Origin of the sequence: Pseudomonas sp. (genome assembly GCF_037994325.1) — a bacterium.
In the GTDB taxonomy this organism is placed as follows: Bacteria; Pseudomonadota; Gammaproteobacteria; order Pseudomonadales; family Pseudomonadaceae; genus Aquipseudomonas.
On the sequence record NZ_JBBNAH010000152.1, the window covers coordinates 1 to 23,960 of the forward strand.

The 23,960-nt window shown below is 59.9% G+C and carries 19 protein-coding genes and 1 pseudogene; 16 read left to right on the top strand and 4 right to left on the bottom strand.

What is annotated here, in order from left to right; genetic code table 11:
• Positions 1-112 (top strand): annotated as a pseudogene (locus AAAB16_RS05075) (DUF481 domain-containing protein); the annotation flags it as partial.
• 144 nt (positions 113-256) lie between these two features.
• On the opposite strand, the gene AAAB16_RS05080 reads toward AAAB16_RS05075, so the two are convergent.
• Positions 257-1,015, bottom strand: a complete 759-nt coding sequence (locus AAAB16_RS05080; RefSeq protein ID WP_340662365.1) for an SDR family oxidoreductase — start codon at positions 1,013-1,015, stop codon at positions 257-259.
• A 191-nt stretch (positions 1,016-1,206) separates the two neighbouring features.
• Between AAAB16_RS05080 and AAAB16_RS05085 the strand changes: the two genes are divergently transcribed.
• The 4 genes from AAAB16_RS05085 to groL all read left to right on the top strand — a co-directional run bounded on the left by AAAB16_RS05085 (position 1,207) and on the right by groL (position 4,713).
• Positions 1,207-1,938, top strand: coding sequence for a HugZ family protein (locus tag AAAB16_RS05085; RefSeq protein WP_340662366.1), 732 nt, complete (start codon positions 1,207-1,209; stop codon positions 1,936-1,938).
• Between the two features lie 65 nt (positions 1,939-2,003).
• The gene (locus AAAB16_RS05090) at positions 2,004-2,459 is read left to right on the top strand and encodes an FxsA family protein (RefSeq protein ID WP_340662367.1); all 456 of its coding nucleotides are present in this window, start codon (positions 2,004-2,006) and stop codon (positions 2,457-2,459) included.
• Positions 2,460-2,709: 250 nt separating this feature from the next.
• The gene (locus AAAB16_RS05095; RefSeq protein ID WP_110616817.1) at positions 2,710-3,003 is read left to right on the top strand and encodes a co-chaperone GroES; all 294 of its coding nucleotides are present in this window, start codon (positions 2,710-2,712) and stop codon (positions 3,001-3,003) included.
• 63 nt (positions 3,004-3,066) lie between these two features.
• Positions 3,067-4,713 carry a chaperonin GroEL gene (gene groL, locus AAAB16_RS05100; RefSeq protein ID WP_110616816.1) on the top strand — a complete coding sequence of 549 codons (1,647 nt, stop codon included), beginning with the start codon at positions 3,067-3,069 and terminating at the stop codon, positions 4,711-4,713.
• Between the two features lie 129 nt (positions 4,714-4,842).
• Here the strand turns inward: groL and AAAB16_RS05105 are convergent, their stop codons facing one another.
• On the bottom strand, positions 4,843-5,574 hold the full coding sequence (locus AAAB16_RS05105) for a phosphatase PAP2 family protein (RefSeq protein WP_340662368.1): 732 nt from the start codon (positions 5,572-5,574) through the stop codon (positions 4,843-4,845).
• A gap of 175 nt (positions 5,575-5,749) precedes the next feature.
• On the opposite strand from AAAB16_RS05105, the gene AAAB16_RS05110 reads away from it, so the two are divergent.
• From AAAB16_RS05110 to AAAB16_RS05160, 11 genes are all read left to right on the top strand, one after another.
• Positions 5,750-6,433, top strand: a complete 684-nt coding sequence (locus tag AAAB16_RS05110; protein ID WP_340662369.1) for a response regulator transcription factor — start codon at positions 5,750-5,752, stop codon at positions 6,431-6,433.
• On the top strand, positions 6,423-7,703 hold the full coding sequence (locus AAAB16_RS05115) for a HAMP domain-containing sensor histidine kinase (protein WP_340662370.1): 1,281 nt from the start codon (positions 6,423-6,425) through the stop codon (positions 7,701-7,703). Before AAAB16_RS05110 ends, AAAB16_RS05115 begins: the two co-directional genes overlap by 11 nt.
• A 211-nt stretch (positions 7,704-7,914) precedes the next feature.
• Positions 7,915-8,616: a lipopolysaccharide kinase InaA family protein gene (locus AAAB16_RS05120; protein ID WP_340662371.1), complete on the top strand. Its 702-nt coding sequence runs from the start codon at positions 7,915-7,917 to the stop codon at positions 8,614-8,616.
• A gap of 1 nt (position 8,617) precedes the next feature.
• The gene (locus AAAB16_RS05125; RefSeq protein ID WP_340662372.1) at positions 8,618-8,854 is read left to right on the top strand and encodes a hypothetical protein; all 237 of its coding nucleotides are present in this window, start codon (positions 8,618-8,620) and stop codon (positions 8,852-8,854) included.
• A gap of 126 nt (positions 8,855-8,980) precedes the next feature.
• The gene (locus tag AAAB16_RS05130; RefSeq protein WP_340662373.1) at positions 8,981-9,922 is read left to right on the top strand and encodes an AEC family transporter; all 942 of its coding nucleotides are present in this window, start codon (positions 8,981-8,983) and stop codon (positions 9,920-9,922) included.
• A gap of 123 nt (positions 9,923-10,045) precedes the next feature.
• Entirely contained in the window at positions 10,046-10,834 is a 789-nt protein-coding gene (locus tag AAAB16_RS05135) for a DUF2135 domain-containing protein (protein ID WP_340662374.1), read from the top strand.
• 79 nt (positions 10,835-10,913) lie between these two features.
• Entirely contained in the window at positions 10,914-12,638 is a 1,725-nt protein-coding gene (locus AAAB16_RS05140; protein WP_340662375.1) for a DUF2138 domain-containing protein, read from the top strand.
• Positions 12,639-12,673: 35 nt separating this feature from the next.
• Entirely contained in the window at positions 12,674-13,300 is a 627-nt protein-coding gene (locus tag AAAB16_RS05145; RefSeq protein WP_340662376.1) for a DUF1175 family protein, read from the top strand.
• Positions 13,297-18,000, top strand: coding sequence for an alpha-2-macroglobulin (locus AAAB16_RS05150; RefSeq protein WP_340662377.1), 4,704 nt, complete (start codon positions 13,297-13,299; stop codon positions 17,998-18,000). Before AAAB16_RS05145 ends, AAAB16_RS05150 begins: the two co-directional genes overlap by 4 nt.
• A gap of 3 nt (positions 18,001-18,003) precedes the next feature.
• Positions 18,004-19,635 carry a DUF2300 domain-containing protein gene (locus AAAB16_RS05155; protein ID WP_340662378.1) on the top strand — a complete coding sequence of 544 codons (1,632 nt, stop codon included), beginning with the start codon at positions 18,004-18,006 and terminating at the stop codon, positions 19,633-19,635.
• A gap of 4 nt (positions 19,636-19,639) precedes the next feature.
• Entirely contained in the window at positions 19,640-20,446 is an 807-nt protein-coding gene (locus AAAB16_RS05160) for a DUF2135 domain-containing protein (RefSeq protein ID WP_340662379.1), read from the top strand.
• Between the two features lie 192 nt (positions 20,447-20,638).
• On the opposite strand, the gene AAAB16_RS05165 is transcribed toward AAAB16_RS05160, so the two are convergent.
• Positions 20,639-21,466 carry an SDR family oxidoreductase gene (locus tag AAAB16_RS05165; protein WP_340662380.1) on the bottom strand — a complete coding sequence of 276 codons (828 nt, stop codon included), beginning with the start codon at positions 21,464-21,466 and terminating at the stop codon, positions 20,639-20,641.
• Between the two features lie 96 nt (positions 21,467-21,562).
• Positions 21,563-23,960 (bottom strand): MexW/MexI family multidrug efflux RND transporter permease subunit (locus tag AAAB16_RS05170; protein WP_340662381.1); only part of this gene is annotated, 2,398 nt, incomplete at its 5' end.

Consider the following 23,960-nt stretch of genomic DNA (forward strand, 5'->3'; position numbering starts at 1 on the left):
CACCGACTGGGCTTCGCTTAATTTGAAGGCGGAAAAGAACATCGTTAGCGGCGCTAAAGAAGGCGAGCTGGACGAAACCCGCTATAGCGTGGGCTTCGGTGTGGGCTGGTAAGCGAGAGCTTGCGGCTTTCACCCCGTAGGGTGTGCTGCGCGCACCAGCGATTTCCCCGATATTGCTTGGCGCGCACCGCACACCCTGCAACAGAGAAAAAGCAAAAAGCCCCGCACATGGCGGGGCTTTTTATTGGGGCTGCGATTACAGGCGCAGACCGCCATCCAGTTCGAGGATGCGACCGGTGTAGTAGTCGTTCTCGAGGATATAAGCCACCGAGTGGGCAATCTCTTTCGGTTGGCCCAGACGCTTGAGCGGAATGCCCGAGGTCATTTTTTCCAGGGCTTCAGGTTTCATGCTGGCGACCATTTCGGTCTCAATAAAGCCCGGCGCAACGCCAGCAACACGAATGCCGTAGCGCGCCAGTTCTTTCGCCCACACCACGGTATCTGCCGCGACGCCCGCCTTGGCAGCGGAGTAGTTGGCTTGGCCGATATTGCCGGCACGGGAGATGGAAGAGATGTTGATGATCGCGCCCTGGTTTTTCAGCTCGATCATTTTCGCCGCCACTTCACGGGTGCACAGGAATACGCCGGTCAGGTTAACGTCGATCACCGACTGCCACTGCGCCAGGCTCAGCTTGGTCAATTCGCCGTCTTTGACCTTGATGGTCAGGCCGTCGCGCAAGATGCCAGCGTTGTTGACCAGGCCATTGATGGCGCCAAAGTCTTCGGCAATCTGGGCCACGGTGTGCACCACTTGTTCTTCGTTGGCGACGTTGCACAGGTAGGCGCGGGCGTCGCCACCAGCGGCTTTGCAGGCGGCCACGGTTTCGTCCAGGCGTTCCTGATTAAGGTCGACCAGCGCCAGCTTGGCACCGCGCGCGGCCAGGTATTCGCCCATGGCCCGGCCGAGGCCTTGACCGCCGCCGGTGATAACGATGACTTTGTCTTTCAGTTCCATAACCACATCCCCAAAGGTCGAGTGGCGAGGGCCGCCGCATCAGGTCTTGTCACCTAATAAGTAGATGGCAAGGCCGGGCTTGAGCGTTTTCCCGCACCCGAAACGTGTTGTTGTTACCCCGTTGGCGCATGCAGCCGTTAAGCTGGGCGCCTGTCCGTCTTCGAGACGAATCTGCAACGAGGAGTCATAAGGTGAGCGTGAAAGCTGGCAAGCATGCCCGAGAATTGCTACTCAAGGAATACCGTGGAGCGCTCTCCACCTTGTCCAAGGCCATGCCTGGTTACCCTTTCGGCTCGGTGGTGCCCTACTGTCTGGACGCCCAAGGCCACCCGCTGATTTTGATCAGCCGCATCGCGCAACACACCCATAACCTGCACGTTGAGCCCAAGTGCTCGCTGCTGGTGGGGGAGCGTGGCGCCGAAGATGTGCAGGCCGTTGGCCGTCTCACCGTGCTGGCGCAGGCGCGTCAGCTTACCGATGACGCCGCGATCGCCGCGGCGGCCGAGCGTTATTACCGCTACTTTCCTGAATCCCAGGGCTATCACCAGGCCCACGACTTTGACTTCTGGGTGTTGGAGCCGGTGCGCTCACGCTTTATCGGTGGTTTTGGGGCGATTCACTGGGTCGATCAGGTGACCTTGGCGAACCCATTCGCTGGCGAGGGCGAGTTGAGCATGGTCGAGCATATGAACAGCGACCACGCCAACGCCATTGCCCACTACGTTGAGCTGGCCGGTTTGCCGACCCATGCACCGGCGCAGATGGCCGGTATCGATAGCGAAGGCTTCCACCTGCGCATTGGCCAAGGCCTGCATTGGCTGCCCTTTCCAACATCCTGTAACACTGCCTTGGAAGTGCGCCAGGCCTTGGTAGTGCTGGCGCGCGCTGAGGTTTGGCCGCAAGCTGCGCCAGCTTCTGCTTGAATTAAATGCGCGTCAGCACCACCTAAGCGCTGAGGACGTGCCTGTCGCACTGAGGAATTCCATTGATGCGTGCTTTTCTGTTTTTGTTGCTGCTGTTTCCATTTATCGAACTGTCGGTTCTGATCACGGTGGGCAGCGTGATTGGCGTATTGCCGACCTTGCTGCTGATCATCGGCAGCGGCGTGCTTGGCGCGGTGTTGCTGCGGGTGGCCGGTGTTGCCACTGCCTGGCGTGCACGTGAGCGCTTGGCCCGCGGCGAATTGCCGGAACAGGAAATGCTGGAAGGGCTGTTGATTGCGGTCGGCGGTGGCTTGCTGCTGTTGCCGGGCTTTATCAGCGATATTTTCGGCCTGCTGTGCCTGTTCCCCTTTACCCGCCGTTTGCTGGTCGGCAAGTTGCGCCAGCGCGCCGCTGACCAAGCCTTGCGTCAACGCGCCTTTGCCGACGACCTGCAAGCGCGCTCCGGCGCCCACCGCCCGAATGTGATCGAAGGCGAGTTCGAGCACCGCGACCCGCAATAACCCCGCAGGGCCGATGGGCGCTCGCCTGAGCGTCCATAACCGGCAATGGCTGTAGGAAAAATTTTTAAACCCCGCCCTTGTAATCCCTTTCCCCGCCCCTATGTAGTGGTCACCGCAAGGTCTCTGTCGTTACCGACAGTCAGTATTCCGTGTTGCCGCCCTGCGGCGCACGACCGGCCACGCCGGATAGCAATCAACCAGCCGGTAGAAAACCGGCGGCTTTAACCACATTACTTGGGAGAGATCGACAATGAAGCTTCGTCCTCTGCACGACCGCGTCGTAATCCGTCGCAGCGAAGAAGAAACCAAAACCGCTGGTGGCATCGTTCTGCCAGGCTCGGCTGCTGAAAAGCCGAACCGTGGCGAAATCCTCGCTGTAGGTACCGGCCGTTTGCTGGACAGCGGTGAAGTGCGCCCACTGGCCGTTAAAGTCGGCGACAAAGTGGTGTTTGGCCCTTACTCGGGCAGCAACACCATCAAGGTTGATGGCGAAGATCTGCTGGTTATGAGCGAGAACGAAATCCTGGCCGTTGTTGAAGGCTGATTTTCCGCTCGGCGCTCTGCGCTAAGAATTCCGCTACCGAAACAGATTTGAGGAATAACGATCATGGCTGCAAAAGAAGTTAAATTCGGCGACTCCGCCCGTAAAAAAATGCTGGCTGGTGTAAACGTTCTGGCTGACGCGGTTAAAGCGACTCTCGGCCCGAAAGGCCGTAACGTGATCATCGAGAAGAGCTACGGCGCTCCGACCATCACCAAAGACGGTGTTTCCGTTGCCAAAGAAATCGAACTGAAAGACCGTTTCGAAAACATGGGCGCGCAGCTGGTTAAAGACGTTGCTTCCCGTGCTAACGATGACGCCGGTGACGGTACTACCACTGCTACCGTTCTGGCTCAGTCCATCGTTAACGAAGGCCTGAAAGCTGTTGCTGCTGGCATGAACCCAATGGACCTCAAGCGCGGCATCGACAAGGCGACCATCGCCATCGTTGCTCAGCTCAAAGCTCAGTCCAAGCCATGCGCTGACACCAAGGCAATCGCTCAGGTCGGCACCATCTCCGCCAACTCCGACAGCTCCATCGGCGACATCATTGCCCAGGCAATGGAAAAGGTCGGCAAAGAAGGCGTGATCACCGTTGAAGAAGGCTCGGGCCTGGAAAACGAACTGTCGGTTGTTGAAGGCATGCAGTTCGACCGTGGCTACCTGTCGCCGTACTTCATCAACAAGCCAGACACCATGGTTGCCGAGCTCGACAGCCCGCTGATCCTGTTGGTCGACAAAAAGATCTCCAACATCCGCGAAATGCTGCCGGTGCTGGAAGCTGTTGCCAAAGCTGGCCGTCCGCTGCTGATCGTGGCGGAAGACGTTGAAGGCGAAGCCCTGGCGACTCTGGTTGTGAACAACATGCGCGGCATCGTTAAAGTCGCTGCTGTTAAAGCACCAGGCTTCGGCGACCGTCGCAAGGCCATGCTGCAAGACATCGCCGTTCTGACTGGCGGTACCGTGATTTCCGAAGAAATCGGTCTGAGCCTGGAAGGCGCTACCCTGGAACACCTGGGTAATGCCAAGCGCGTGATCCTCAGCAAAGAAAACACCACCGTTATCGACGGTGCAGGCGTTCAGGCTGATATCGAAGGCCGCGTTGCGCAGATCCGCAAACAAGTTGAAGACACTTCGTCCGACTACGACCGTGAAAAACTGCAAGAGCGTCTGGCCAAACTGGCTGGCGGTGTTGCCGTGATCAAGGTTGGCGCCGGTTCCGAAGTGGAAATGAAAGAGAAGAAAGCCCGCGTTGAAGACGCCCTGCACGCTACCCGCGCAGCCGTTGAAGAAGGCGTGGTACCTGGCGGTGGCGTGGCACTGGTGCGCGCTCTGCAAGCAATCAGCGAACTGAAAGGCGACAACGCCGATCAGGACGTCGGCATCGCGCTGCTGCGTCGTGCTGTTGAAGCACCGCTGCGTCAGATCGTTTCCAACTCCGGCGACGAGCCAAGCGTAGTCGTCGACAAGGTTAAGCAGGGTTCCGGTAACTTCGGTTACAACGCTGCCACCGGCGAATACGGCGACATGATCGAAATGGGTATCCTCGACCCGGCCAAAGTGACCCGTTCTGCTCTGCAGGCCGCGGCCTCGATCGCCAGCTTGATGATCACCACCGAAGCCATGATTGCTGAAATCGTGGAAGACAAGCCTTCGGCTGGCGGCGGTATGCCAGACATGGGTGGCATGGGTGGTATGGGCGGCATGATGTAAGTGCTGTTCTCGCTATAAAAAGAGCCCCGCCTAGTGCGGGGCTTTTTTATGGCTCGGCGATCCGCTGCGCGTCGGCATTGCCGCGTTGAAATGGCAGCAATCAAAAGCCAGGCCGAGGTTTGCCTAACCCTACTGAGCGGCGATGGCGTTACGTTGCGCGACCCGCTCGGGCCGGTACAACACGGCGTAATACGAGCCCAAACAAATCAACCAACAAAACACCGCCGTCCACAGGTTGTGGGAGAAAAAGTGCGCGCCTTGCAGCATACGGCTGATGGAGAACACGGTGCCAAGGGTCAGGGCGAATATAAAACCGGCTTTGGCCAGACGCGGTCTGCGGTCGCGCCAGACGAAGTACAGGGCAAACAGAGTAAAGCCTGCGGCCGCATGGCCTCCTGGCCAGCAGCGGCCGGGTTTGTCGGTGGCAGGGCGGTGACTGAGCAGCGGGCTGTAGGTTTCCTGGCCGCCGAATTGGCTGAGGCTCCAGGGGCATTGCACGGCGGTAACCGCTTTCATCGGGGTGACGAAGGCAGTGGATAAGCCCATGGCCAGAACCAGAAAGCCCAGTTCGCGTTTCAACGGTTTTAGGCGGGGGACAAAGAAGCTGCCGATAAAGCCTACGATCGATAACACGCCAAAAATAATAACCGCCTGCTTGGCGCGGTCATGGAGGATGTCTTCAAGAAAAGCGCTATGTCTGCCAACAAACCCCACCCCCGGCGTGTACATAAGGTTGGCCAGGGCAAAGTCCAGGCGGGTGGGTTCTATTAATAGCAGCAGTGCCGCAATGGTCAGGGGAATGCCCAGCGCCAGGCGCAGGTTCAATGGGGCCGAGAAAGTCGAGCGGGTGTGCGATGACATGCTGCGTCCAGACGCTAATAAGGTAGCGTGCATGCTCGGAGTTTAGTCGTCAGCTGGCTGTGAAACACCTGTGAAAAAAACGTGAAAGCCGCTTCAATCAAGCAATGTTCGGGTAATGTCGCGCCCCAGACGCCGCGTCGCCCGCCGTCCGCTATGCCCGCCTCAAGGAGCACCCATGCGCATTTTATTGGTTGAAGACAACCGCGATATCCTCGCTAACCTCGCCGACTACCTCGGCATGAAGGGCTATAGCGTGGACTGCGCGCAGGACGGGCTTTCCGGTTTGCACTTGGCGGCCACCGAGCACTACGACCTGATCGTGCTGGATATCATGATGCCCGGTATGGACGGCTACACCTTGTGTAAGCGCCTGCGCGAGGATGCCCGCCGCGATACGCCAGTGATCATGCTCACCGCCCGTGACCAACTTGACGACCGCCTCCAGGGTTTCCGCTCCGGCGCCGACGACTATCTGCTTAAGCCCTTTGCGTTATCCGAACTGGCTGCCCGAATTGAGGCTGTGCTGCGCCGCAGTCAAGGCGGCGGGCGCCGCGAGTTGCAGGTTGCTGACCTGCGTTATGACCTCGATACCCTGCAAGTCAATCGCGCCGGCAAACCGCTAAAGCTCAACCCCATCGGCCTCAAGCTGCTGCAAGCGCTGATGCAAAAAAGCCCCCACGTGCTGCGCCGCGAAGTATTGGAAGAAACCTTGTGGGGCGATGACTGCCCGGACAGCGACAGCTTGCGCAGCCATATTCACCAGCTACGCCAGGTAATCGACAAGCCGTTCGATAAGCCGCTGCTGCAGACGGTCCATGGCGTGGGCTACCGATTGGTGGACGTTGTCGATGGAGTTTAAGCAGAGCCTGTCACGGCGCATCGTGATTGCTTTTGTGTTGATGACCACGTTGGTGGCGGCGGCCTTTGCCTCCGGTATCTATGTGGCTGTGCATATGCTCGAGGAAAAGCTGATTTCCGGCGTACTCAGCGGCGATCTGGATCGCTTGCTGCACATGGACAGCATGGATGACTGGCGCAATCAGCCCGAACCCGACCAGTTGTTTTACTTCAGCGGCGGCCATGGCGACTTTGCTTTGCCGGATTATTTGCAGGGTATGGAGCCGGGTTTCCACGAGGTGTTTCGCGGTGACCTGTCTTACCACGTCTTTGTGCGCATCGTGGCTGGCCAGGAATACGTGTTGCTACAAGACCAAAGTGAATTTGAGGAGCGCGAGCGCACGCTTTACACCACGGTGTGGATCGGCTTTGTGCTGTGTGTGGCCTTGGCCGTATTCCTTGGGCAATTCCTCGCCCGCAAAGTGATTGAGCCGGTAGTGCGCCTGTCGCGGCAGGTGCGTCACCCCGATCAGCTGCTGGCAATGGCGCCACCCTTGGCCCCGGATTACGCCGCCGATGAGGTGGGGCAGTTAGCCGCCGCCTTCGACACCACCCTGGGCCTGCTGCGCCATGCGCTGACCCGCGAACGGCTGTTTACCAGCGACGTCAGCCATGAATTGCGCACGCCGCTAATGGTGCTCGCCAGCTCCTGCGAGCTACTGCTGGAAAACCCCAACCTCGACAACCGCGCCCGCGCTCAAGTGCAGCGTATTTCCCGCGCGTGTGAAGATATGCGCGCGCTGGTGCAAACCTTCTTCCTGCTGGCCCGGGCGCAAAACACTGACGCCAGCCAGATTCCTACCATAAGCATTGAAAGCGCCGCCTATGAACTGCTCGAGCAGTGGCGCACGCCTATCGAGAGCAAAGGACTGACGTTGCATTACCACGTCGAGGCGGTCATGCCTGGCGAATTTAATGCGACCTTTCTGCGCACGGTGATGGGCAACCTGTTACGCAATGCCCTGCACTACACCGACAGCGGTCATATCAGCCTGACCTTGATCGCCGAGGGTTTTATGGTTGAGGACACCGGCGTGGGTATTCCGGAAGACCAGCGTGAGGCGGTGTTCCAACCGTTTGTGCGGGGCGACAGCCAGCGTGGCGACGGTTTGGGCCTGGGCTTGTCATTGGTGCAACGTATTTGTGCGAGTCAGGGCTGGGCGGTCAGCCTGCGTGCAGCGCAGCCGAGCGGTTGCTGTTTTAAAGTGCTATTGGCGCAACCCGCGAACTAAAGGGCTTGCAGCGTAAAGTCGGGAATTAGGCGACGTTTGGCAGGAAATTTCGGAACTTGGCCTCCAATGTGCAGACAAAGGCTGTTACATTCCGTGTCGGTCGAGTCTTACAACAACTCTCTCGACTATGTCTGAGCCTTCCCAGGCTTTTATAGGGATATCGTCATCTGCTTCAGGTGGCTGCTTTATATCTTCCGTACAGGACTCTCGTATGACCTTAGCGCTGCATTCGCCAACACCTGGCCTCTTTGAACAATGGTGGCAACAACAGGGTGAATGGGTGGAAGAACCCAATAATCGTCGTGGCGGCTGCAGTGGTGTACAGCGTATTCGTAACCAGAGCGGCGAGCTGTTATATGCCAAGCGTCAAGTCGGCCATATCTACCGCAGCTTGTTGCATCCGTTTGGTCGCCCCACCGTTTTGCGTGAGCTGCGCGCCTTAACACGCCTGAAACGTATCGGCGTTAACGTGCCGCAAGTGGTTTACTGCGGCGCCGCGCGAGACGCTGACAATATTTGGCGAGCGTTGTTGGTCACGGCAGACTTCAAAGGTTTTATCGAGATTGACCAGTGGCGAGCCAGTGGTGGTCGCGAGCGTCATGGCGAGGCTTTCCATCAAAAGGTGATGGAGGCGGTTGGCGTGATGATCGCGCGGATGAACAACGTGCGCTGGCAGCACAACTGCTTGTACTCCAAGCACGTATTTATTCGTGTGGACGGCGAAGGCGAGCAGGCCACCTTTGAGGTTGGCGTGCTTGACCTGGAAAAATCCCGCCCACGTCTTACCCGTAAGCAAGCCGCTCGTCACGATTTGCGTCAGCTAAGACGCCATTCGTCGTGGAGCGATGCAGACTGGCAGCATGTTATCTATGGTCATTCCACAGCGTTTGGCAGCGCTATCAAAGGGTTGTGACATGAAGCTAGATATTGCACGAGGTATATTCCTCATCGGCGCATTGGGTGTGGCGTCACTGGCGGCAGCCGCTTGGCATGAGCCGGGGCCGGCGGTTTTGTCCTCCCAAGTTGATGGGAAGTTGGCAAAGCAGGAATGCTCGATGCCAAAAAACCTTAAGGCCAAGCTGTCTGCTGTGCGTCCGGATCAGGACTTACTGCTGCTTATGTTTGGCCTGGCGCAAGGCGGCACGCGCTAAGCGCTGTGGCGAAAGGCCGCTTGCAGCGGCTATCGCCAGGCTATTACCGACAAAACCCAAGTCGCGCTGGTTGCTTTCCTGGCTTATCATTAGCCTCCTAACGACGCCCGCTCGGTTCTGCTCCCCATGTTCGCGATTATCGCCGCCACTTTCGGCATCACCATGCCGGTGTTTGCCATGCTGTTTCTTGGCGTTTTCCTCAAGCGCTTGGCGTTGATCGACGGCAACTTTATTAATACCGCCTCGGCACTGGTGTTTAACGTCAGCATGCCGGTCATGCTGTTTCTGGCCATTTTGCATGCCGACCTGCGCACGGCGTTGCAGCCTGCAGTGCTCGGTTATTTCGTGTTGGCCACCGTGGTTGGCTTTTTGCTGGCCTGGGCTTGGGCGATCTGGCGCGTGCCATTGGCCGATCGCGGCGTTTATACCCAGGGCGCGTTTCGCGGCAATAACGGCATTATCGGTTTAGCGCTGGCCACCAGTTTGTATGGCGATTACGGCTTGTCGCTGGGCGGCATTCTTGCCGGTGTGGTGATCCTCTCCTACAACAGCCTGTCCGCCATCGTGCTGGCGATTTACAGCCCCAGCGCCAAGTCCGATGTGTGGAGCATCAGTAAAAGCATTATCTGTAACCCGTTGATCATCGGTGTGCTGGCGGCCATTCCCTTTGCCTATTGGCAGATTGGCTTGCCGGCGTGGTTAATCACCTCGGGGGAATACCTGGCGCAACTGACCATGCCGTTGGCGCTGATTTGTATCGGCGGCACCTTGTCGCTGGCGTCGTTGCGTAAGAGCGGGGCGCTGGCCGTTAGCGCCAGCCTGATGAAGATGGTCTGGTTACCGATCATTTCTACTGCCGGCGCGTTTGCTTTTGGTTTTCGTGGCGCCGACCTGGGCGTGCTGTTTTTGTACTTTGCCAGCCCGACCGCAGCGGCCAGTTTTGTTATGGCCAAGGCGGCCAATGGTAATCACGAGCTGGCCGCGTCGATCATCGTAATGACCACCCTGGTAGCGGCCATTACCACCAATATCGGCATCGTTTTCCTGCAATGGGGCGGCTGGATGTAAGGCGCTGCTCGCAATGGCTGTGCGCTATTTGGTAACTCTTACAAATTGTGTCGCAAGGCCATTGTCAGGCCGCGAGCCAAGGCTTACCTTTGCCGCTCTTTTCGCGCGTTCAAGGGATTATGCATGCGCCCCCTGTTGTCTCTCTGCCTGGCGTTACTGGTTTCTCCTGCCATGGCTGAACCCTCTGTCGAGCTGCAAGGGCCGACTGCTGGCTGGCGTTACTCCGGTTTACTGGAGCGCTCGGACGACGCACGTGTGGCGTACCCAACTCCCCCTATAGATCGCGGCGCCCAACGCGGCCGCAGCCTGATCCAAGGCACCCTGAAAAATCTGCAAGGCGCTCGCCAACCCCATCGCCTGGTGGTCAACGGCAACCCACTGCCGCTGTACACCGATGAGCAGGGCAAGTTTGTGCGCCCGTACAACTTTGGCGCCGGCTCCAACAGCGTGGAAGTGGTCAGTGGCGACGGTCAGTCGCTCAAGCGCGTGCAGTTTTACGAAGCCAATTTCAACAAAACCCCGGCGCGGGTGCGCATTGTCCTCGGCTGGGATGACCCCAAAGCCGAGCTCGACCTGCATGTCGTCACCCCGGATGGCCAACATGCCTTTTGGGCCGACCCAGTCATGAGCAACGGCGGTGGGCTGGATGTAGACAGCGTCGACGGCCCAGGCCCGGAGATGTTCACCATGACCGCGCCGCTGCACGGCCGTTACCTGGTGTTCGTCAACTACTGGGGCAACCTCAATAGTCAGGGTTACAACTTCACCGAAGGCAGTAACCAGAACGAAGTGATCACCGCGCAAATCAGCCTGGTGTTCAACGAAAACACGCCGAATGAAAAACGCGAGACCTTTATCGTGCCGTTGCGCGGTATTGGCGATCTGCAACTGATCAAGTCTTTCAATTATTAGCGCTGCACCTACTAGGGCTGCATCTAGTGCTGCACCTACTAAATAGCACCGTCGCACGGACGAATTGGGGTTTGGATACATGAGTGAGAACAGCGCAGCCAACACTACCCAGGATGGCGCCGCCATTGGCGCGCCAGGCCGCAAGCGTCGCCTGCTGATCGCCCTGGCGATTGCTGTGCCCTTGGCCGCCGGTGCCGGCTTGCTTGGTTGGTGGCAGAGCCATATGCAGCCGCCGCGCGAGTTGGCTGACAACAGCGAGCTGCAACTGGACCTGCAACACCCGCAAGTGCTGATTGAAAGCGAATCCCTAAGCCGCCTGCCCAAAGACCTGCTGGCCGTGCCGCTGTTGCGCGACACCCTCACCGAAGACCTGGTGTTCTACTACGAAGCCAACCCGGATCGCCTCGGCATCGCCGGCAGCTTGCGGCGCATCATCTACGAGCACGACCTGCAGTTGCAGGACACCTTGCTTGAACAACTGCTCGACCAGCCGGCCCAGGTCGCCCTATGGCGCGGTGCTGACGGCAAGCTGAAAAACTTCCTGGTGCTGATGGACCGTGGCGGCCTGGCGCGCTTGCTGGAGCCGCTGGCCCACGTCGCCACTGATGACACCCAACTGCGCCAAGTGGCTGAGCTGCGCGTCGATGGTGACGCCGTGCCGCTCTACCGCCTGCGCTATAACGGCGAACGTGCGCTGCTGTTTGCTACCTACGGCGACAAGCTGGTGCTGCTCTCCAACCCAAGCATGCTGCTGGACGGCGACTACGACGGCGCCAAGCTCGGCAAAGGCGCCACCGAAGCAGTGGAAGCCATGCTTAATGGCGACGAAAGCTTTGCCGAGGCCTTTGGCCTGAAAGAGCGCGGCGAGCTCAAGCAACGCATCTCCCTGGGCAGCGATTACGTGGCCATGGGTTACCAGCGGTTTATCCCCAGCTTCGCCGGCCTGCGTTTTGAAATGGATGGCGCTGGCTGGCATAGCTACTTGGCGCTCAACGAGAGCGACGAGCGCACTAACCTCGACTTCAACCCGATCTGGCGCGCCATGCCCATGGGCGCCAGCGCCTGCGTGGCCTTGCCGGTTGCCCCGGCTGTGCATGAAAAAATGCTCGGCAAAGTAGGCGCCGAACCGGCCGTGGCCAAGCAATTGGCCGAGCACCTGACCGGCGCTGCCGGCCTGTGCTGGTACCCCAACTCACGTCTGCACAGCCCGCTGCTGATCGGCCAGCTGGACGACAAAGCCGGCGATAGCCTGGACGCCAACCTCGGCAACCTGTTCGGCTCGGTGATTGGCGCGTGGGAGTCCAACGTTGAAGGCGGCATCTTCCCGGTGACCACCAGCAATGCCGACGGCACGCAGAAATGGCAGCGCGAAGTCAGCTCCAATTTCGGTCAATACCCCACCAGCGAAGCCGAAGTGCCAGACGCGTTCGCCACCAATGGTTTCTTCCGCATCACCCTGGCCCGGCATGGCTCGACCCTGCTGTTTTCCATTGATGACAGCCTGGTTAACAAAGGCCTGGACGCGCTAAACAAGCGCTTCCCGCCGCTGGCCGACGTGCTGCCCAAAGATGCCGTAGTGCCGGCTTACCTGGCGCCTGACACGCTGTCGAACCTGCTCGAACAGGAAACCCTCGACGCCCTGCCCAGCGACATGGAGCCGGTGTTCCGCAACGCCGCGCAAACCCACTTGATGCCCAAACTCAAAGCGCTGGCTGGCCATAGCAAATACGCCCTGACCCTGCCGGCCGACAGCAAACCTGATTCCAAGTGGCAATGGCTGCCGCTGGAGTGGCGCGCACTGTGAGACCGTTTGCGGCGGTGGTGGGGCGGAGCGCTGGTATGGCAGTGCTGCTCGGCAGCTTATTGTTGCCTGGGTTCAGCTACGCCAATGCCCCGGCAGCGCCGTTAAGCGCTGAGCAATCCCAGGTGTTTCGCGCCTGGTTTGTACGCATCGCCCAAGAACAACTGCGCCAAGGCCCCAGCCCACGCTGGCACCAGCAAGACTGTGCCGGCCTGGTGCGCTTTGCCGCCAACGAAGCCTTGAAAGTGCATGACGCCAAGTGGCTGCGCGCCAATGGCCTGAGCAACCGCTACCTGCCGCCCGAACTGCAAGTGCAGGACGAACAGCGCAGCCTGGCGCAGCAATGGCAGCAGGGCAACGGCAAGGTCGGGCCCTACGTCAACGCCATCAAGTTGATCCAGTACAACAGCCAATTTCTCGGCCGCGACCTCAACCAGGCGCGCCCGGGTGATCTGATTTTTTTCGATCAGGGCGATGAGCAGCATCTGATGATTTGGATGGGCCGCGAAATCGCTTACCACACAGGCACCACCACGCCGACCGATAACGGCATGCGTTCGGTCAGCGTGCAACAACTCATGAAATGGAAGGACACCCGATGGATACCCGACGAATCCAATCCGAACTTTATCGGCATCTATCGTTTGCAGTTTTTAACCCGATGAAAGTCCGTACTCTGGGCTTGGCCCTAATGGCCAGCGTGTTGCTGCCGCTGACCAGCCTGCACGCCGAAGACAGCGTTAATTCCAGCGGCTACACGCCGTTGGCTGGCGAGTCGTTCTTTCTGTTGGCCGATAGCAGTTTTGCTACCGACGAAGTGGCCCAGGTGCGCCTTGAAGCGCCCGGCCGCGATTACCGTCGTTACAGCATGGAAGCCTACGGCGGCGTGGATATGCGCGTGTACCGCATCGACCAGCCGCTGGAATTCCTCAAGCGTCAGAAGAACCTGCACCGCGTGGTCGCCGAAGGTCAGTTTAAGGGCGAAGGGTTGTCCAATACCCTGTCGTACCTGTGGGACAACTGGTACCGCAAATCCCGCCGGGTCATGCAGCGCGCGTTCTCGTATGAGTCGCGTAAAAACGTCACCGAGGAAGCGCCGGAACTGAAGATGGGCACGGCGATTGCCACCCCGACCCAGTACGAAAACGCGCCACAATTTGCCCCTATGAAAGGCCTGCCGCTGGTGGCGCAGTTCCGCTATCCGCTGTGGGACGCCAAAGCCATTCAGCCGCCCAAAGGTGTGGAGCTGGCCGGTTCGTCGAGCGACTTCGTTACGGTTAACCCAGGCAACGTTTATGTGCCGCTGGGCAAGCTGAAACCGGGGCTCTATCTGGTCGAAGCGTTGGTGGGTAAATACCGCGCCACCACCATGGTGTTTGTCTCCAACACCGTGGCGGTGAGCAAGATTGCTGGCGACGAGTTGTTGGTATGGACCGCGCGCAAACATGAAGGCAACGTTGTGCCAGAGGCCAAAGTGCTGTGGAGCGATGGCCTGGGCGTTTTGAGCAGCGGCAACACCGATGCCCAAGGCTTGTTGCGCCTGAAACACGCCAGCCCCGAGCGTTCCTATGTGCTGGGTGAAGACAGTGAAGGTGGTGTATTTGTCTCCGAGAACTTCTACTACGACAGCGAAATCTACGACACCAAGCTCTATGCCTTTACCGACCGCCCGCTGTATCGCCCAGGCGATTGGGTGGAAGTCAAAATCCTCGGCCGTGAATTTAAAAACGCCCGTGACTCGGTGGCCCCCACCAGCGCCCCGGTCAAACTCAGCGTACTGGATGCCAACGGCACCGCCCTGCAAACCCTCGACCTGAGCATGGACAGCAAGGCCGGCAGCCAAGGCCGCTTCCAGTTGCCAGACAACGCTGTGGCCGGTGGTTACGAGCTGCGTTTCGCCTACCGCGACCAGCAATACAGCAGCGCCTTCCGGGTTGCCGACTACATCAAACCGCACTTTGAAATTGCCTTGGATCTGGCCAAACCAGACTTCCGCACCGGCGAAGAAGTGAAGGGTAATCTGGTGCTGGTTTACCCCGACGGCAAGCCGGTTAAAGACGCCAAAGTGCAACTGACCCTGCGTGCCCAGCAGCTGTCGATGATCGACAACGAACTGCAGTACCTCGGCCAATTCCCGGTGGAACTCGCCACCACCGAACTGACCACCGACAGCCAAGGCCGTGCCGAGCTGAAACTGCCGGCAGCCGATAAGCCCAGCCGTTACCTGCTCACCGTGTTTGCCAGCGATGGCGCCGCGTACCGGGTTAAAACCAGCAAAGAAATCCTTATCGAACGTGGTGCCGCCCGTTATCGCCTGAGCGCGCCGCAACGCTTTAGCGCGGCCAAAGAGAAAGTGCATTTCAGCTACGCCAGCGAAACCGCGGCCGGGCAGAAAAAAGAAAGCCACAAACCTGCGCATTACGAGTGGGTGCGTCTGGAAGACCAGAGCAAAGAAGACGGCAGCCTGGCCGACGATGCCACCGGTTTTGACCTGAGCTTTGATCGCCCCGGCTCCTACAGCATCACCATCAAAGACGACCACGGCTTGATCCTGGGTGCCACCGGCCATTCGGTCAGCGGCGAGGGCGTTAAAGCGGTAGCCGGCACCATTGAAATCGTGCTCGACAAACAAGAGTACAAAGCCGGCGACGAAGCCCTGGCCCTGATCACCTTCCCCGAGCCGGTAGGCGATGCCCTGCTGACCCTGGAGCGTGATTCGGTGGAGGCCACCGCGCTGCTGTCCAAGGGCGGTGACTGGCTGAAACTGGAAAAACTCAGCGACACCCAATACCGCGCGCGTATTCCGGTAACCGAGCAGTTCTCACCAAACCTGACCTTCTCCGCGCTGTACACCAAAGGCGGCGATTACAGCTTCCAGAACGCCGGCATCAAAGTGGCGGCGCCGCAGATCGACATCGCCATCAGCGCCGACAAAGAGCAGTACCAGCCGGGCGAATTGGTCACCATTGACCTCAGCACCCAGTTTGCTGGCAAACCAGTGGGTACGCGCCTGACGGTGAGCGTGGTGGATGAAATGATCTACGCGTTGCAGCCGGAAATTGCCCCGACCATCGACCAGTTCTTCTACCACCCGCGCCGCAACAACGTGCGCACCAGCGCCAGTCTGTCGTTTATTAGCTACGACGTGGCCCTGCCGGGTTCGCCCACCGCACCCGGCAAAGCCAACCGCAGCGACCGCAGCGTCAAAGTGCTGGAGCGCCCGCGCCGCGAAGAAGTCGACACCGCCGCCTGGCAGCCGGATCTGGTGACCGACGCCGATGGCCACGCCAAACTGACCTTCCGCATGCCCGACTCCCTGACCCGCTGGCGTATCACCGCCCGCGCCGTTAGCGAGGCCGGCACCGTGGGGCAGAAGAAGCAATTTATCCGCTCGGAAAAACCGCTGTACCTGAAATGGAGCGGCCCGACGCAATTCCGCGCCGACGACCAACCGGCCATGGGCGTATTCGTCTTTAACCAAGGCGACAAAGCCACCAAGGCCGAGCTGGTCAGCCAGTTCAACGGCCAGGAAAAACGCACCGCCATCGACCTGGAAAAAGGCATCAACTACCTGCCGTTGCCGAAAGTGCCGGTAGCCAGTGGTGACTGGACCGCCGAACTGCTGCTCGATGGCAAACCCGTGGACGCCTTGAGCGTAAAACTGCGTACCACCGGCAAAGGCTGGCAAGACCTGCAAACCCAGCGCGTAGCGGCGAACGCGGGCGCCAACGCCCTGCAACTACCAGCAGATGCCAGCGATATCAGCCTGCGCTTGGACGATAGCGCGCAAGCGCTGTTTAACAGCAACCTCGATGACTTGCTGGAATACCCCTACGGTTGCGTGGAGCAAACCGCTAGCCGCCTGCTGCCATTGAGCCTGGCCTATCCGCTGCTAAGCAAAGCTGAGCTGGGCAACGCAGACGGCGGTCGAGTGGAGAAGCGCGTCACCGACCGCCTGCGTTTGATCATGCAAAACAGCCGTCTGCGCCTGGTGCAAATGGCCGGCCCCGAGGCTTTGTTCACCTGGTGGGGCGAGGGCAGTGAGCCAGATGCCTTCCTCACCGCGTACGCCTACTACGCCGACTGGTACGCCAGCCAGGCCTTGGAACTGAGCTTGCCGGCCGATCACTGGCAGCGGGTGATGGATATCTACGCCAAGCAAGCGGCCACCACGCCCCTTCTGCAACGGGCGTTGATTCTGGCCTTTGCCAAAGATATGCAACTGCCGGTCAATACCCTGGTGGAAGGCCTGATGACCGATCTGGCCAACCATGACGCCCAAGCCAAAGCCGATGCCGAAGTGGCGGCCAAGGTTGATGCCGCTACCGAAGCTGAGCCCGCTGCTGAAAGCGCCGCGCGTACGGATGTCGCCAGCGTACAGCCGGCTGCCGCCGACGAGACGCCAAGCGATGACGGTCAAACCAGCCTGATTCTCGCCGCGCCTAACTCCAAGCTGGGCCTTGCCGTTGCTCGTGTACTGACTGCCGAGCTGGCCAAGCAAAGCAAGGTTAGCCAACCGGCTGCATTCAGCGCGCAACTGAGCCAAGCCCAGGACGTGGTCGACGCCAGCGAACATCCGTTTGTTTCCAGCCTCAAGCTGAAACTGACGGGCGCCAATCAGGTGCAAGCCAAGGCGCTGCTGCAACGTTTGGCGCCTGAACAATCCACCCTGGAGCGCGCTCTGGCGCTGACCTGGCTGCAAGCTGCCAGCCTGCAAAAAACCGCGCCTAGCGAACTGAAACCAGGCGAAGGTTGGACGGCTGAGCAGCGCCCAAGTGGCGAAACGCAGTGGAACTGGACCGGTAAAGGCGTGCCGACAAACCTTGATCTGCCGGCCTCGGTGACTGAACCGCTGAATATCGCCCTTAGCTACCGCAGCGCCCAAGGCAAACCGGGCGTATTGCCGGTTAGTCTGAGCCGGCGTCTGCTGCGTTTGGTGCCGGGCGATACCGCCTTTGAATTCAGCGTCAAAGAAGTCGGCGAAGGCGAAGCCATCTCTGGCGACGACCTGTACCTGGACGAGGTGAACCTCAGCAGCGAAGACGCCCGCGCCCTGCGCTACGGCCTGCTGGAAGTGCCGCTGCCACCGGGCGCTGATGTGGAACGCACCACCTGGGGCATTCAAGTTAGCGGCCTGGACTCGGAAGAAGCCGCGCCGCTGGAAAAAGCCCGGCACGAACAAGGCCAACTGCTGTACGCCGTACCGGTCGACAGCCTGCAAGGCGGCCTTACCGTACGCCACCTGGTGCGCTTCTCGCAAAAAGGCGAATTCTCCCTGCCACCGGCGCGCTATGTGCGGATGTACGCCCCGCAGGAACAAGCGCTGGAAAGCGAACCGAGTTACGGCCACCTCAAGGTCGAGTAAACCGTGCGCCTGGGCCTGTTGTGCATTGCGCTGCTACCCCTGCTCGTTAGAGCCGGGGAGGCACCGCTGCAACTGGCCATTGGTGCGCCGCCGGCGACACAACTGCTACAGCTCAATCACCAGCAAGTGCTGAGTCGCGGCCCCTTGCCAGCCGAACTCAGCGCGCCCTTGGGCAGCCTGTGGAAGTTGTTTGTTTACGCCTACTTGGTCGATACCGACAAACCTGAAACCGGCTACACCTGCAAAGGTCAGGACCGCGACGAGGTTTACTGCTGCAAAGCCGCTGAGCGCATCGAACGGGACCAGGCGCTGACCCAGTCCTGCGGCCTGTACTTTTCCCCCGCCAACCTGCAACTGAACGCCGGTGACTGGCAGCACTATTGGCAGCAACGCCAAGCACCGTTGTGGCTGAGCGAGTTGGCCACGTTGCAACCGCAGCAGCGCGTGCCAGTGGCCGAACTGCTGCAACAGCTCAGCCGCTTGCCAGCGCAGGAACAAGCCCGGCGAGTGCTGCTCGATGTGACGCTGCATGCACCCGATGGCGTGACCTTGGGCACCCTGGGTGGCCGGTTGCGGGTAAAAACCTGGAGCTGGTTGGCTGACCATGATGCGCAGGCGCGCCAAGGTGGTTTCGCCGGCTGGTTGGTTGACGGCACGCCAGTTTGGGCCGGTGGTACAGGCACCAGCCAACGTATTCTCAAGGACTACGCCGAAGCCCTCGGCAGCGCGCTGCCCACGCCAGATGCCCAAGACGCTGGCCAGTGCGTGGTGGTGCAATTGTTTGCCCGTTACCCGGTGCGCCAGGTGCGCCAGAAAGGCGGGCCGCTGATGGCGGCAGGGGCGTTGCGTGGCGACTTTCAGGTTGAGTTCGCCAATGGCAATCGCCTGCCGATTCAGAGCAACGGCGAGCTGTTTCTTGGCGCCGACGGTCAACTCACCGCACGGCTTAGTCGCGAGGAATATGTTGCGCGGGTACTTGATCGCGAAGCCTCGGCGCAGCCTGCCGAAGCCGCAAAAGCCTTGGCTGTGACCATCCGCACCTACCTGCTGCAAAGCGCCACCCGCAGCGGCGAATGCTTGGCGATTGCCGACAGCAGCGCCAGCCAGCGTGTGGCACCGCGCCCGGCCACCGAGGGCGCGCGACAGATTGCGGCCTGGACCAGTGACCTGGTGTTGGCCGGCAGTCCGGTGAACTACCACACCGACAAAGCCGGGCCCGATCGTTTGGCTTGGCAGGGCGCCGTCGAGCAAGCGGGCCAAGGGCTGCGCTACGACGCCATTCTTGCCCGCGCTTTTCCCCGCGCCAGCCTCAGCCGCTGGGACCAACCTATCGCTGCCTGCCAGGCCCTAGGCAACGCCGAGGCCTGGTTGAAAAAACAGCAACCAGGCTGGCGTGAACGGCTGCAACGCGAACCCGGTTACGTCGAAACGGGTGACTTTGCCGTCTGCCAATTGAGCGGCGGCAAACCCCATGTCGACCGTGAGCGCCAACGCATTTTTGTCCGCGGTCTGTATTCGCTACAGGACCGCCTCGACCTGACCCACGAATACCTGCACCTGGCCTTTGCCGCTCACCCCAACGGCCAGGATGAAACCTATATCGAAGGCCTCGCCCGCCACCTACTTCTGGAATAGCCCCATGCGTGTACGCCTGACCGAAATCGCCCTGTTCCTCGCCTGCCTACCTTTTGCCGCGGCCTATGCCACCGATGGCGTGCAAATCGACACGCCGGTTGGCGGCTGGCGCAAAGGCTCGGACGAGGGCGCGCACTTTATGCAGGAAGTGAATTACCCGGCCTCTTCAGTAAACAGCGCCGTCGACCAAGCCAATACGGCGCGAATTGCCGGGCAGATTAAGTCGACGCCGAAAGATGCGGGCAAGCCAGCACGCTTGATCGTCAATGGCATCAGCATGCCGTTGAAGGTACAAGAAGACGGCAGCTTTGACCGGCCGTTTGTGTTCCCCTCCGGCAGCAACAGTGTGGAAGTGCGCAACGCCGATGGCACCGCCAAACACCGCGTGCAGTTCTACAACCGCGGCAGCGGCGAAACGGCGGCCAAGCTGCGCGTGGTGCTGTCGTGGGACAGCGACAACACCGACCTCGACTTGCATGTGGTCACGCCGGATGGCGCGCATATCTGGTACGGCGACCGCTCGGCTGCCAATGGTGGCGCGCTGGATGTTGACGTCACCACCGGCTTTGGCCCGGAAATGTTTGCCTCGCCAACACCGCTGGCCGGCGAGTACCTGGTATATGTGAACTACTTTGGCGGTGGCTCCAGCGAAGACGAGGAGGGCGCCGAAACCCCTGCGCAGATTTTGACCACCGCACAGGTTACGGTGATCACTCAAGAAGGTACGGCCAATGAAAAGCAGGAGTCCTTTATTGTGCCGATGCGAGCTACTGGGGAGCTGACGATGGTGAAGAAGTTTAGTTATCCGTGAGTGGGTTTTGTTGTGGGTGTGGTGATCTTCTTTGCAGAAAAATACAGCCGCCTGATAAACCGCAAGGTGCGCACAGCGCACCCTACAAAAGCCCCGCGCAAATCGCTCAGCACGCGCGTAATGCAGAAAAACAATGGTCGCCCGATAGACCGCAAGGGTGCGCACAGCACAGCCTACAAAAACAGTGTGGCGCTACAACCGCCCCGCCAACCCAAACTTCTTCTTCAAGCCCCATTCCAACAGCCCCTGCGGCACCAACGCCGCCAATAGCGGCAAGGCTCGCCCACCATTGCCCAGGCGCAACAGGCGTGGTGGTTTGGCGCGCTGTACGGCAGCCAGAATATCGCGCGCCACCTCACTGGCCGGCGTCGGATTATCTTGCGAGGCCCGTGCCCGCGCGCGAATCCCTTCGCGAATCGGCCACCACGGCGACTCCTCGCCAATCAACTGCTCGGCCTCACGCGTGGCATTGGCGCCAAAGCTCGATGCAATCGCTCCCGGCTGCACCTCCACCACCCGAATACCAAACGGTGCCAGCTCCATGCGCAGCCCATTGCAGAGCGCATGCACGGCCGCTTTCGAGGCGCAGTAGGCAGCGGCAAACGGCGTAACCAACACGCCCGACACGCTACCAATATTCACCACCACACCCTGGCTGCGACGCAGCAGGGGAAACAGCGCGCGTGTCACCTCGAGCAGGGCGAATACGTTGGTGTCGAATTGGCGTAGCAACGCCTCGCGCCCGCCATCCAGCAGCGGGCCCATGGCCCCATAGCCGGCGTTGTTGATCAACACATCCAGGCCACCGATTTCCGCGCTCAAGCGCTCGGCCAGTTGCGCGACTGCGGCGCTGTCGTTGACGTCCAGTTCCACGGCGTTGAAGCCAGCGGCGCTGAGCGCGGCGAGGTCGGGCGCTTTGCGGGCGGTCGCCCATACGCGGTAACCGGCGGCCTGAAAGGCATCTGCCAGAGCGCGGCCAATGCCGCTGGAGCAGCCGGTGATCAGAACGGTGTTGGGCATGGAGGCTTCCTTGTTCTTGTGCGCGTCGAAAATGGCAGGGCTCAATCGTACAAAAAAAGCCCCGCAGGTGCGGGGCTTTCGGGGCAGTGGTGAGGCTTAGGAAACCAGCGGATGGGTTGGGCCGTTGTCCTTGATCACCACCGGCTCGGCGTCGGTTTTCGCATCCGGCTTGGCCAGCAAGCTGTACACGCATGGCAGCACAAACAGGGTGAACAGGGTGCCCACCGACATCCCGGTGGCGATCACCAAGCCAATGTCGAAACGGCTGACCGCGCCGGCACCGGTAGCGAAAATCAACGGCACCATGCCGAACACCATGGCTGCGGTGGTCATCAATACCGGGCGCAGGCGAATCGCCGCCGCTTCTTCAATGGCGGCACGACGGGACAGGCCCTGTTCGCGGCGCAATTGGTTGGCGAATTCGACGATCAGAATGCCGTGTTTGGTGATCAAGCCGATCAGCGTCACCAAGCCCACCTGGGTGTAGATGTTCATGCTCGAGTAGCCGAGGAACAGCGGAATCAAGGCGCCGCAAATCGACAGCGGCACCGTGACCATAATCACCAGCGGGTCGCGGAAGCTTTCAAACTGCGCCGCCAGCACCAGGAAGATCAGCGCCAAGGCCAGGGCAAAGGTCACGTACAGCGCGCTGCCTTCTTGCACGTATTGGCGCGAGGCACCGGCAAAGTCGAAGGCAAAGCCGCGAGGTGCTTCTTCCTGAGCGATCTGCCGTACCGTGTCGATTGCTTCACCCATGCTGACAATCGGGAAGCCCTGAATAATCGCCGAGTTCAGCTGTTGGAACTGGTTGAGTTGAGTCGGACGGGCGCGGTCGTGCACGCTGATCAAGGTCGACAGCGGCACCATCTCGCCAGCGCCGTTCTTCACGTAGTAGTTGTTCAACCAGCCCGGATTGTCGCGGTAGGCGCGCTCGACCTGGGCAATTACCTTGTAGCTGCGGCCGTCGATGGTGAAACGGTTGATCTCGCCTTCACCCAGCAGGGTCGACAGGGTGACGCCGAGGTCTTCCATGTTCACGCCCATCAGCGCGGCTTTGGCGCGGTCGATATCGACGACGATTTCCGGCTTATCGAAGGCCAGGTCTACATCGAGGAAGGCGAACTTGCCGGACTTCTGCACGCGCTCTTTGATCTTCTCGGTCACCTGTAGCAGCGACTCATAGTCGTTGGGCGTGTTGACCACAAACTGGAACGGCAGGCCTTCACCGGTGCCCGGCAAGGAGGGCAGGTTAAAGCCGAAAATCTGCAGCCCAGGAATTTCGCCGAGCTTGCCTTGCACTTCATGGAGCAACTCCATTTGTGTGCGCTTGCGCTCGTCCCATGGCTTGAGCAGGAAGCCGCCGATACCCGACTGCACACCGTTAAAACCGTTGATCTGGAACGAGGAGTAGTACTCCGGGAACTCTTTAAAAATCTTCGGGAATTGCTGGGTGTAGGCGTTCAGGTAGTTCAGGTTGGTCGGCTGCGGTGCGGTGGCCATCATAAACACGATGCCCTGGTCCTCATCGGGGGCCAGCTCGCTCTTGATCATTTTCAGCATGATCGGGATCAGGCACAGCACCACAATGGCGACAAAAATCACCACCGGCCGGGTGTTCAACGTGCCGTGCAGCACGCGCTGGTAGCGCACTTTCAGGCTGTCGAAAATGCTGTCGAGCTTGTGCGCCAAACCGCTGGGGTTTTCTTCATGGCGCAAGAGCTTGGAGCACATCATCGGCGACAGGGTCAGGGCGACGATGCCGGAAATAATCACCGCGCCGGCCAAGGTCAGGGCGAACTCTTTAAACAGCGCACCGGTCAGGCCATCGAGAAAGCCGATGGGGGCGTACACGGCGGCCAGGGTGATGGTCATGGAAATCACCGGCACGGCGATTTCGCGGGCGCCATCAATGGCGGCGTTGAAGGGTGTTTTGCCCTCTTCGATATGGCGGTGGATGTTCTCCACCACCACGATGGCATCGTCCACCACCAAGCCGATGGCAAGCACCATAGCCAGCAGGGTGAGCAAGTTGATGGAGTAACCCATCAGTTGCATAAAGAACATCACGCCAATCATCGACAGCGGAATGGTGATGACCGGAATCAGCACCGAGCGGAACGCGCCGAGGAACAGGAACACCACCACGACTACGATCAGCACCGCTTCGAACAGGGTCTTCACCACTTCGTCGATGGAGGCCTGGATAAACAGGGTGGCGTCGTAGGCAATCGACACTTTCAAGTTGGGCGGCAGTTGCGCTTCCAGCTCGGGCATGGCGGCGCGTACGTGTTTGATCACTTCCAGCGGGTTAGCGCTGGGGGTGGCCTTGATGCCGATATACACCGAGGGAATGCCGTCAAACGAGCTGATGGAGTCGTAGTTCTCGGCGCCCATTTCCACCCGCGCGATGTCTTTCAACAACACGCGGCTGTCGCCCACGGTTTTCACCGGAATGGCGGCAAAGGCTTCGGTGGATTTCAGGTCGGTGGTGGCG

Coding starts and splice junctions, on each gene's coding strand:
- AAAB16_RS05135 (WP_340662374.1), top strand. CDS start 10,046: ATGCGCCCCCTGTTGTCTCTCTGCCTGGCGTTACTGGTTTCTCCTGCC.
- AAAB16_RS05120 (WP_340662371.1), top strand. CDS start 7,915: ATGACCTTAGCGCTGCATTCGCCAACACCTGGCCTCTTTGAACAATGG.
- AAAB16_RS05150 (WP_340662377.1), top strand. CDS start 13,297: ATGAAAGTCCGTACTCTGGGCTTGGCCCTAATGGCCAGCGTGTTGCTG.
- AAAB16_RS05125 (WP_340662372.1), top strand. CDS start 8,618: ATGAAGCTAGATATTGCACGAGGTATATTCCTCATCGGCGCATTGGGT.
- AAAB16_RS05145 (WP_340662376.1), top strand. CDS start 12,674: ATGGCAGTGCTGCTCGGCAGCTTATTGTTGCCTGGGTTCAGCTACGCC.
- AAAB16_RS05140 (WP_340662375.1), top strand. CDS start 10,914: ATGAGTGAGAACAGCGCAGCCAACACTACCCAGGATGGCGCCGCCATT.
- AAAB16_RS05090 (WP_340662367.1), top strand. CDS start 2,004: ATGCGTGCTTTTCTGTTTTTGTTGCTGCTGTTTCCATTTATCGAACTG.
- groL (WP_110616816.1), top strand. CDS start 3,067: ATGGCTGCAAAAGAAGTTAAATTCGGCGACTCCGCCCGTAAAAAAATG.
- AAAB16_RS05115 (WP_340662370.1), top strand. CDS start 6,423: ATGGAGTTTAAGCAGAGCCTGTCACGGCGCATCGTGATTGCTTTTGTG.
- AAAB16_RS05080 (WP_340662365.1), bottom strand. CDS start 1,015: ATGGAACTGAAAGACAAAGTCATCGTTATCACCGGCGGCGGTCAAGGC.
- AAAB16_RS05110 (WP_340662369.1), top strand. CDS start 5,750: ATGCGCATTTTATTGGTTGAAGACAACCGCGATATCCTCGCTAACCTC.
- AAAB16_RS05165 (WP_340662380.1), bottom strand. CDS start 21,466: ATGCCCAACACCGTTCTGATCACCGGCTGCTCCAGCGGCATTGGCCGC.
- AAAB16_RS05160 (WP_340662379.1), top strand. CDS start 19,640: ATGCGTGTACGCCTGACCGAAATCGCCCTGTTCCTCGCCTGCCTACCT.
- AAAB16_RS05105 (WP_340662368.1), bottom strand. CDS start 5,574: ATGTCATCGCACACCCGCTCGACTTTCTCGGCCCCATTGAACCTGCGC.
- AAAB16_RS05095 (WP_110616817.1), top strand. CDS start 2,710: ATGAAGCTTCGTCCTCTGCACGACCGCGTCGTAATCCGTCGCAGCGAA.
- AAAB16_RS05130 (WP_340662373.1), top strand. CDS start 8,981: ATGTTCGCGATTATCGCCGCCACTTTCGGCATCACCATGCCGGTGTTT.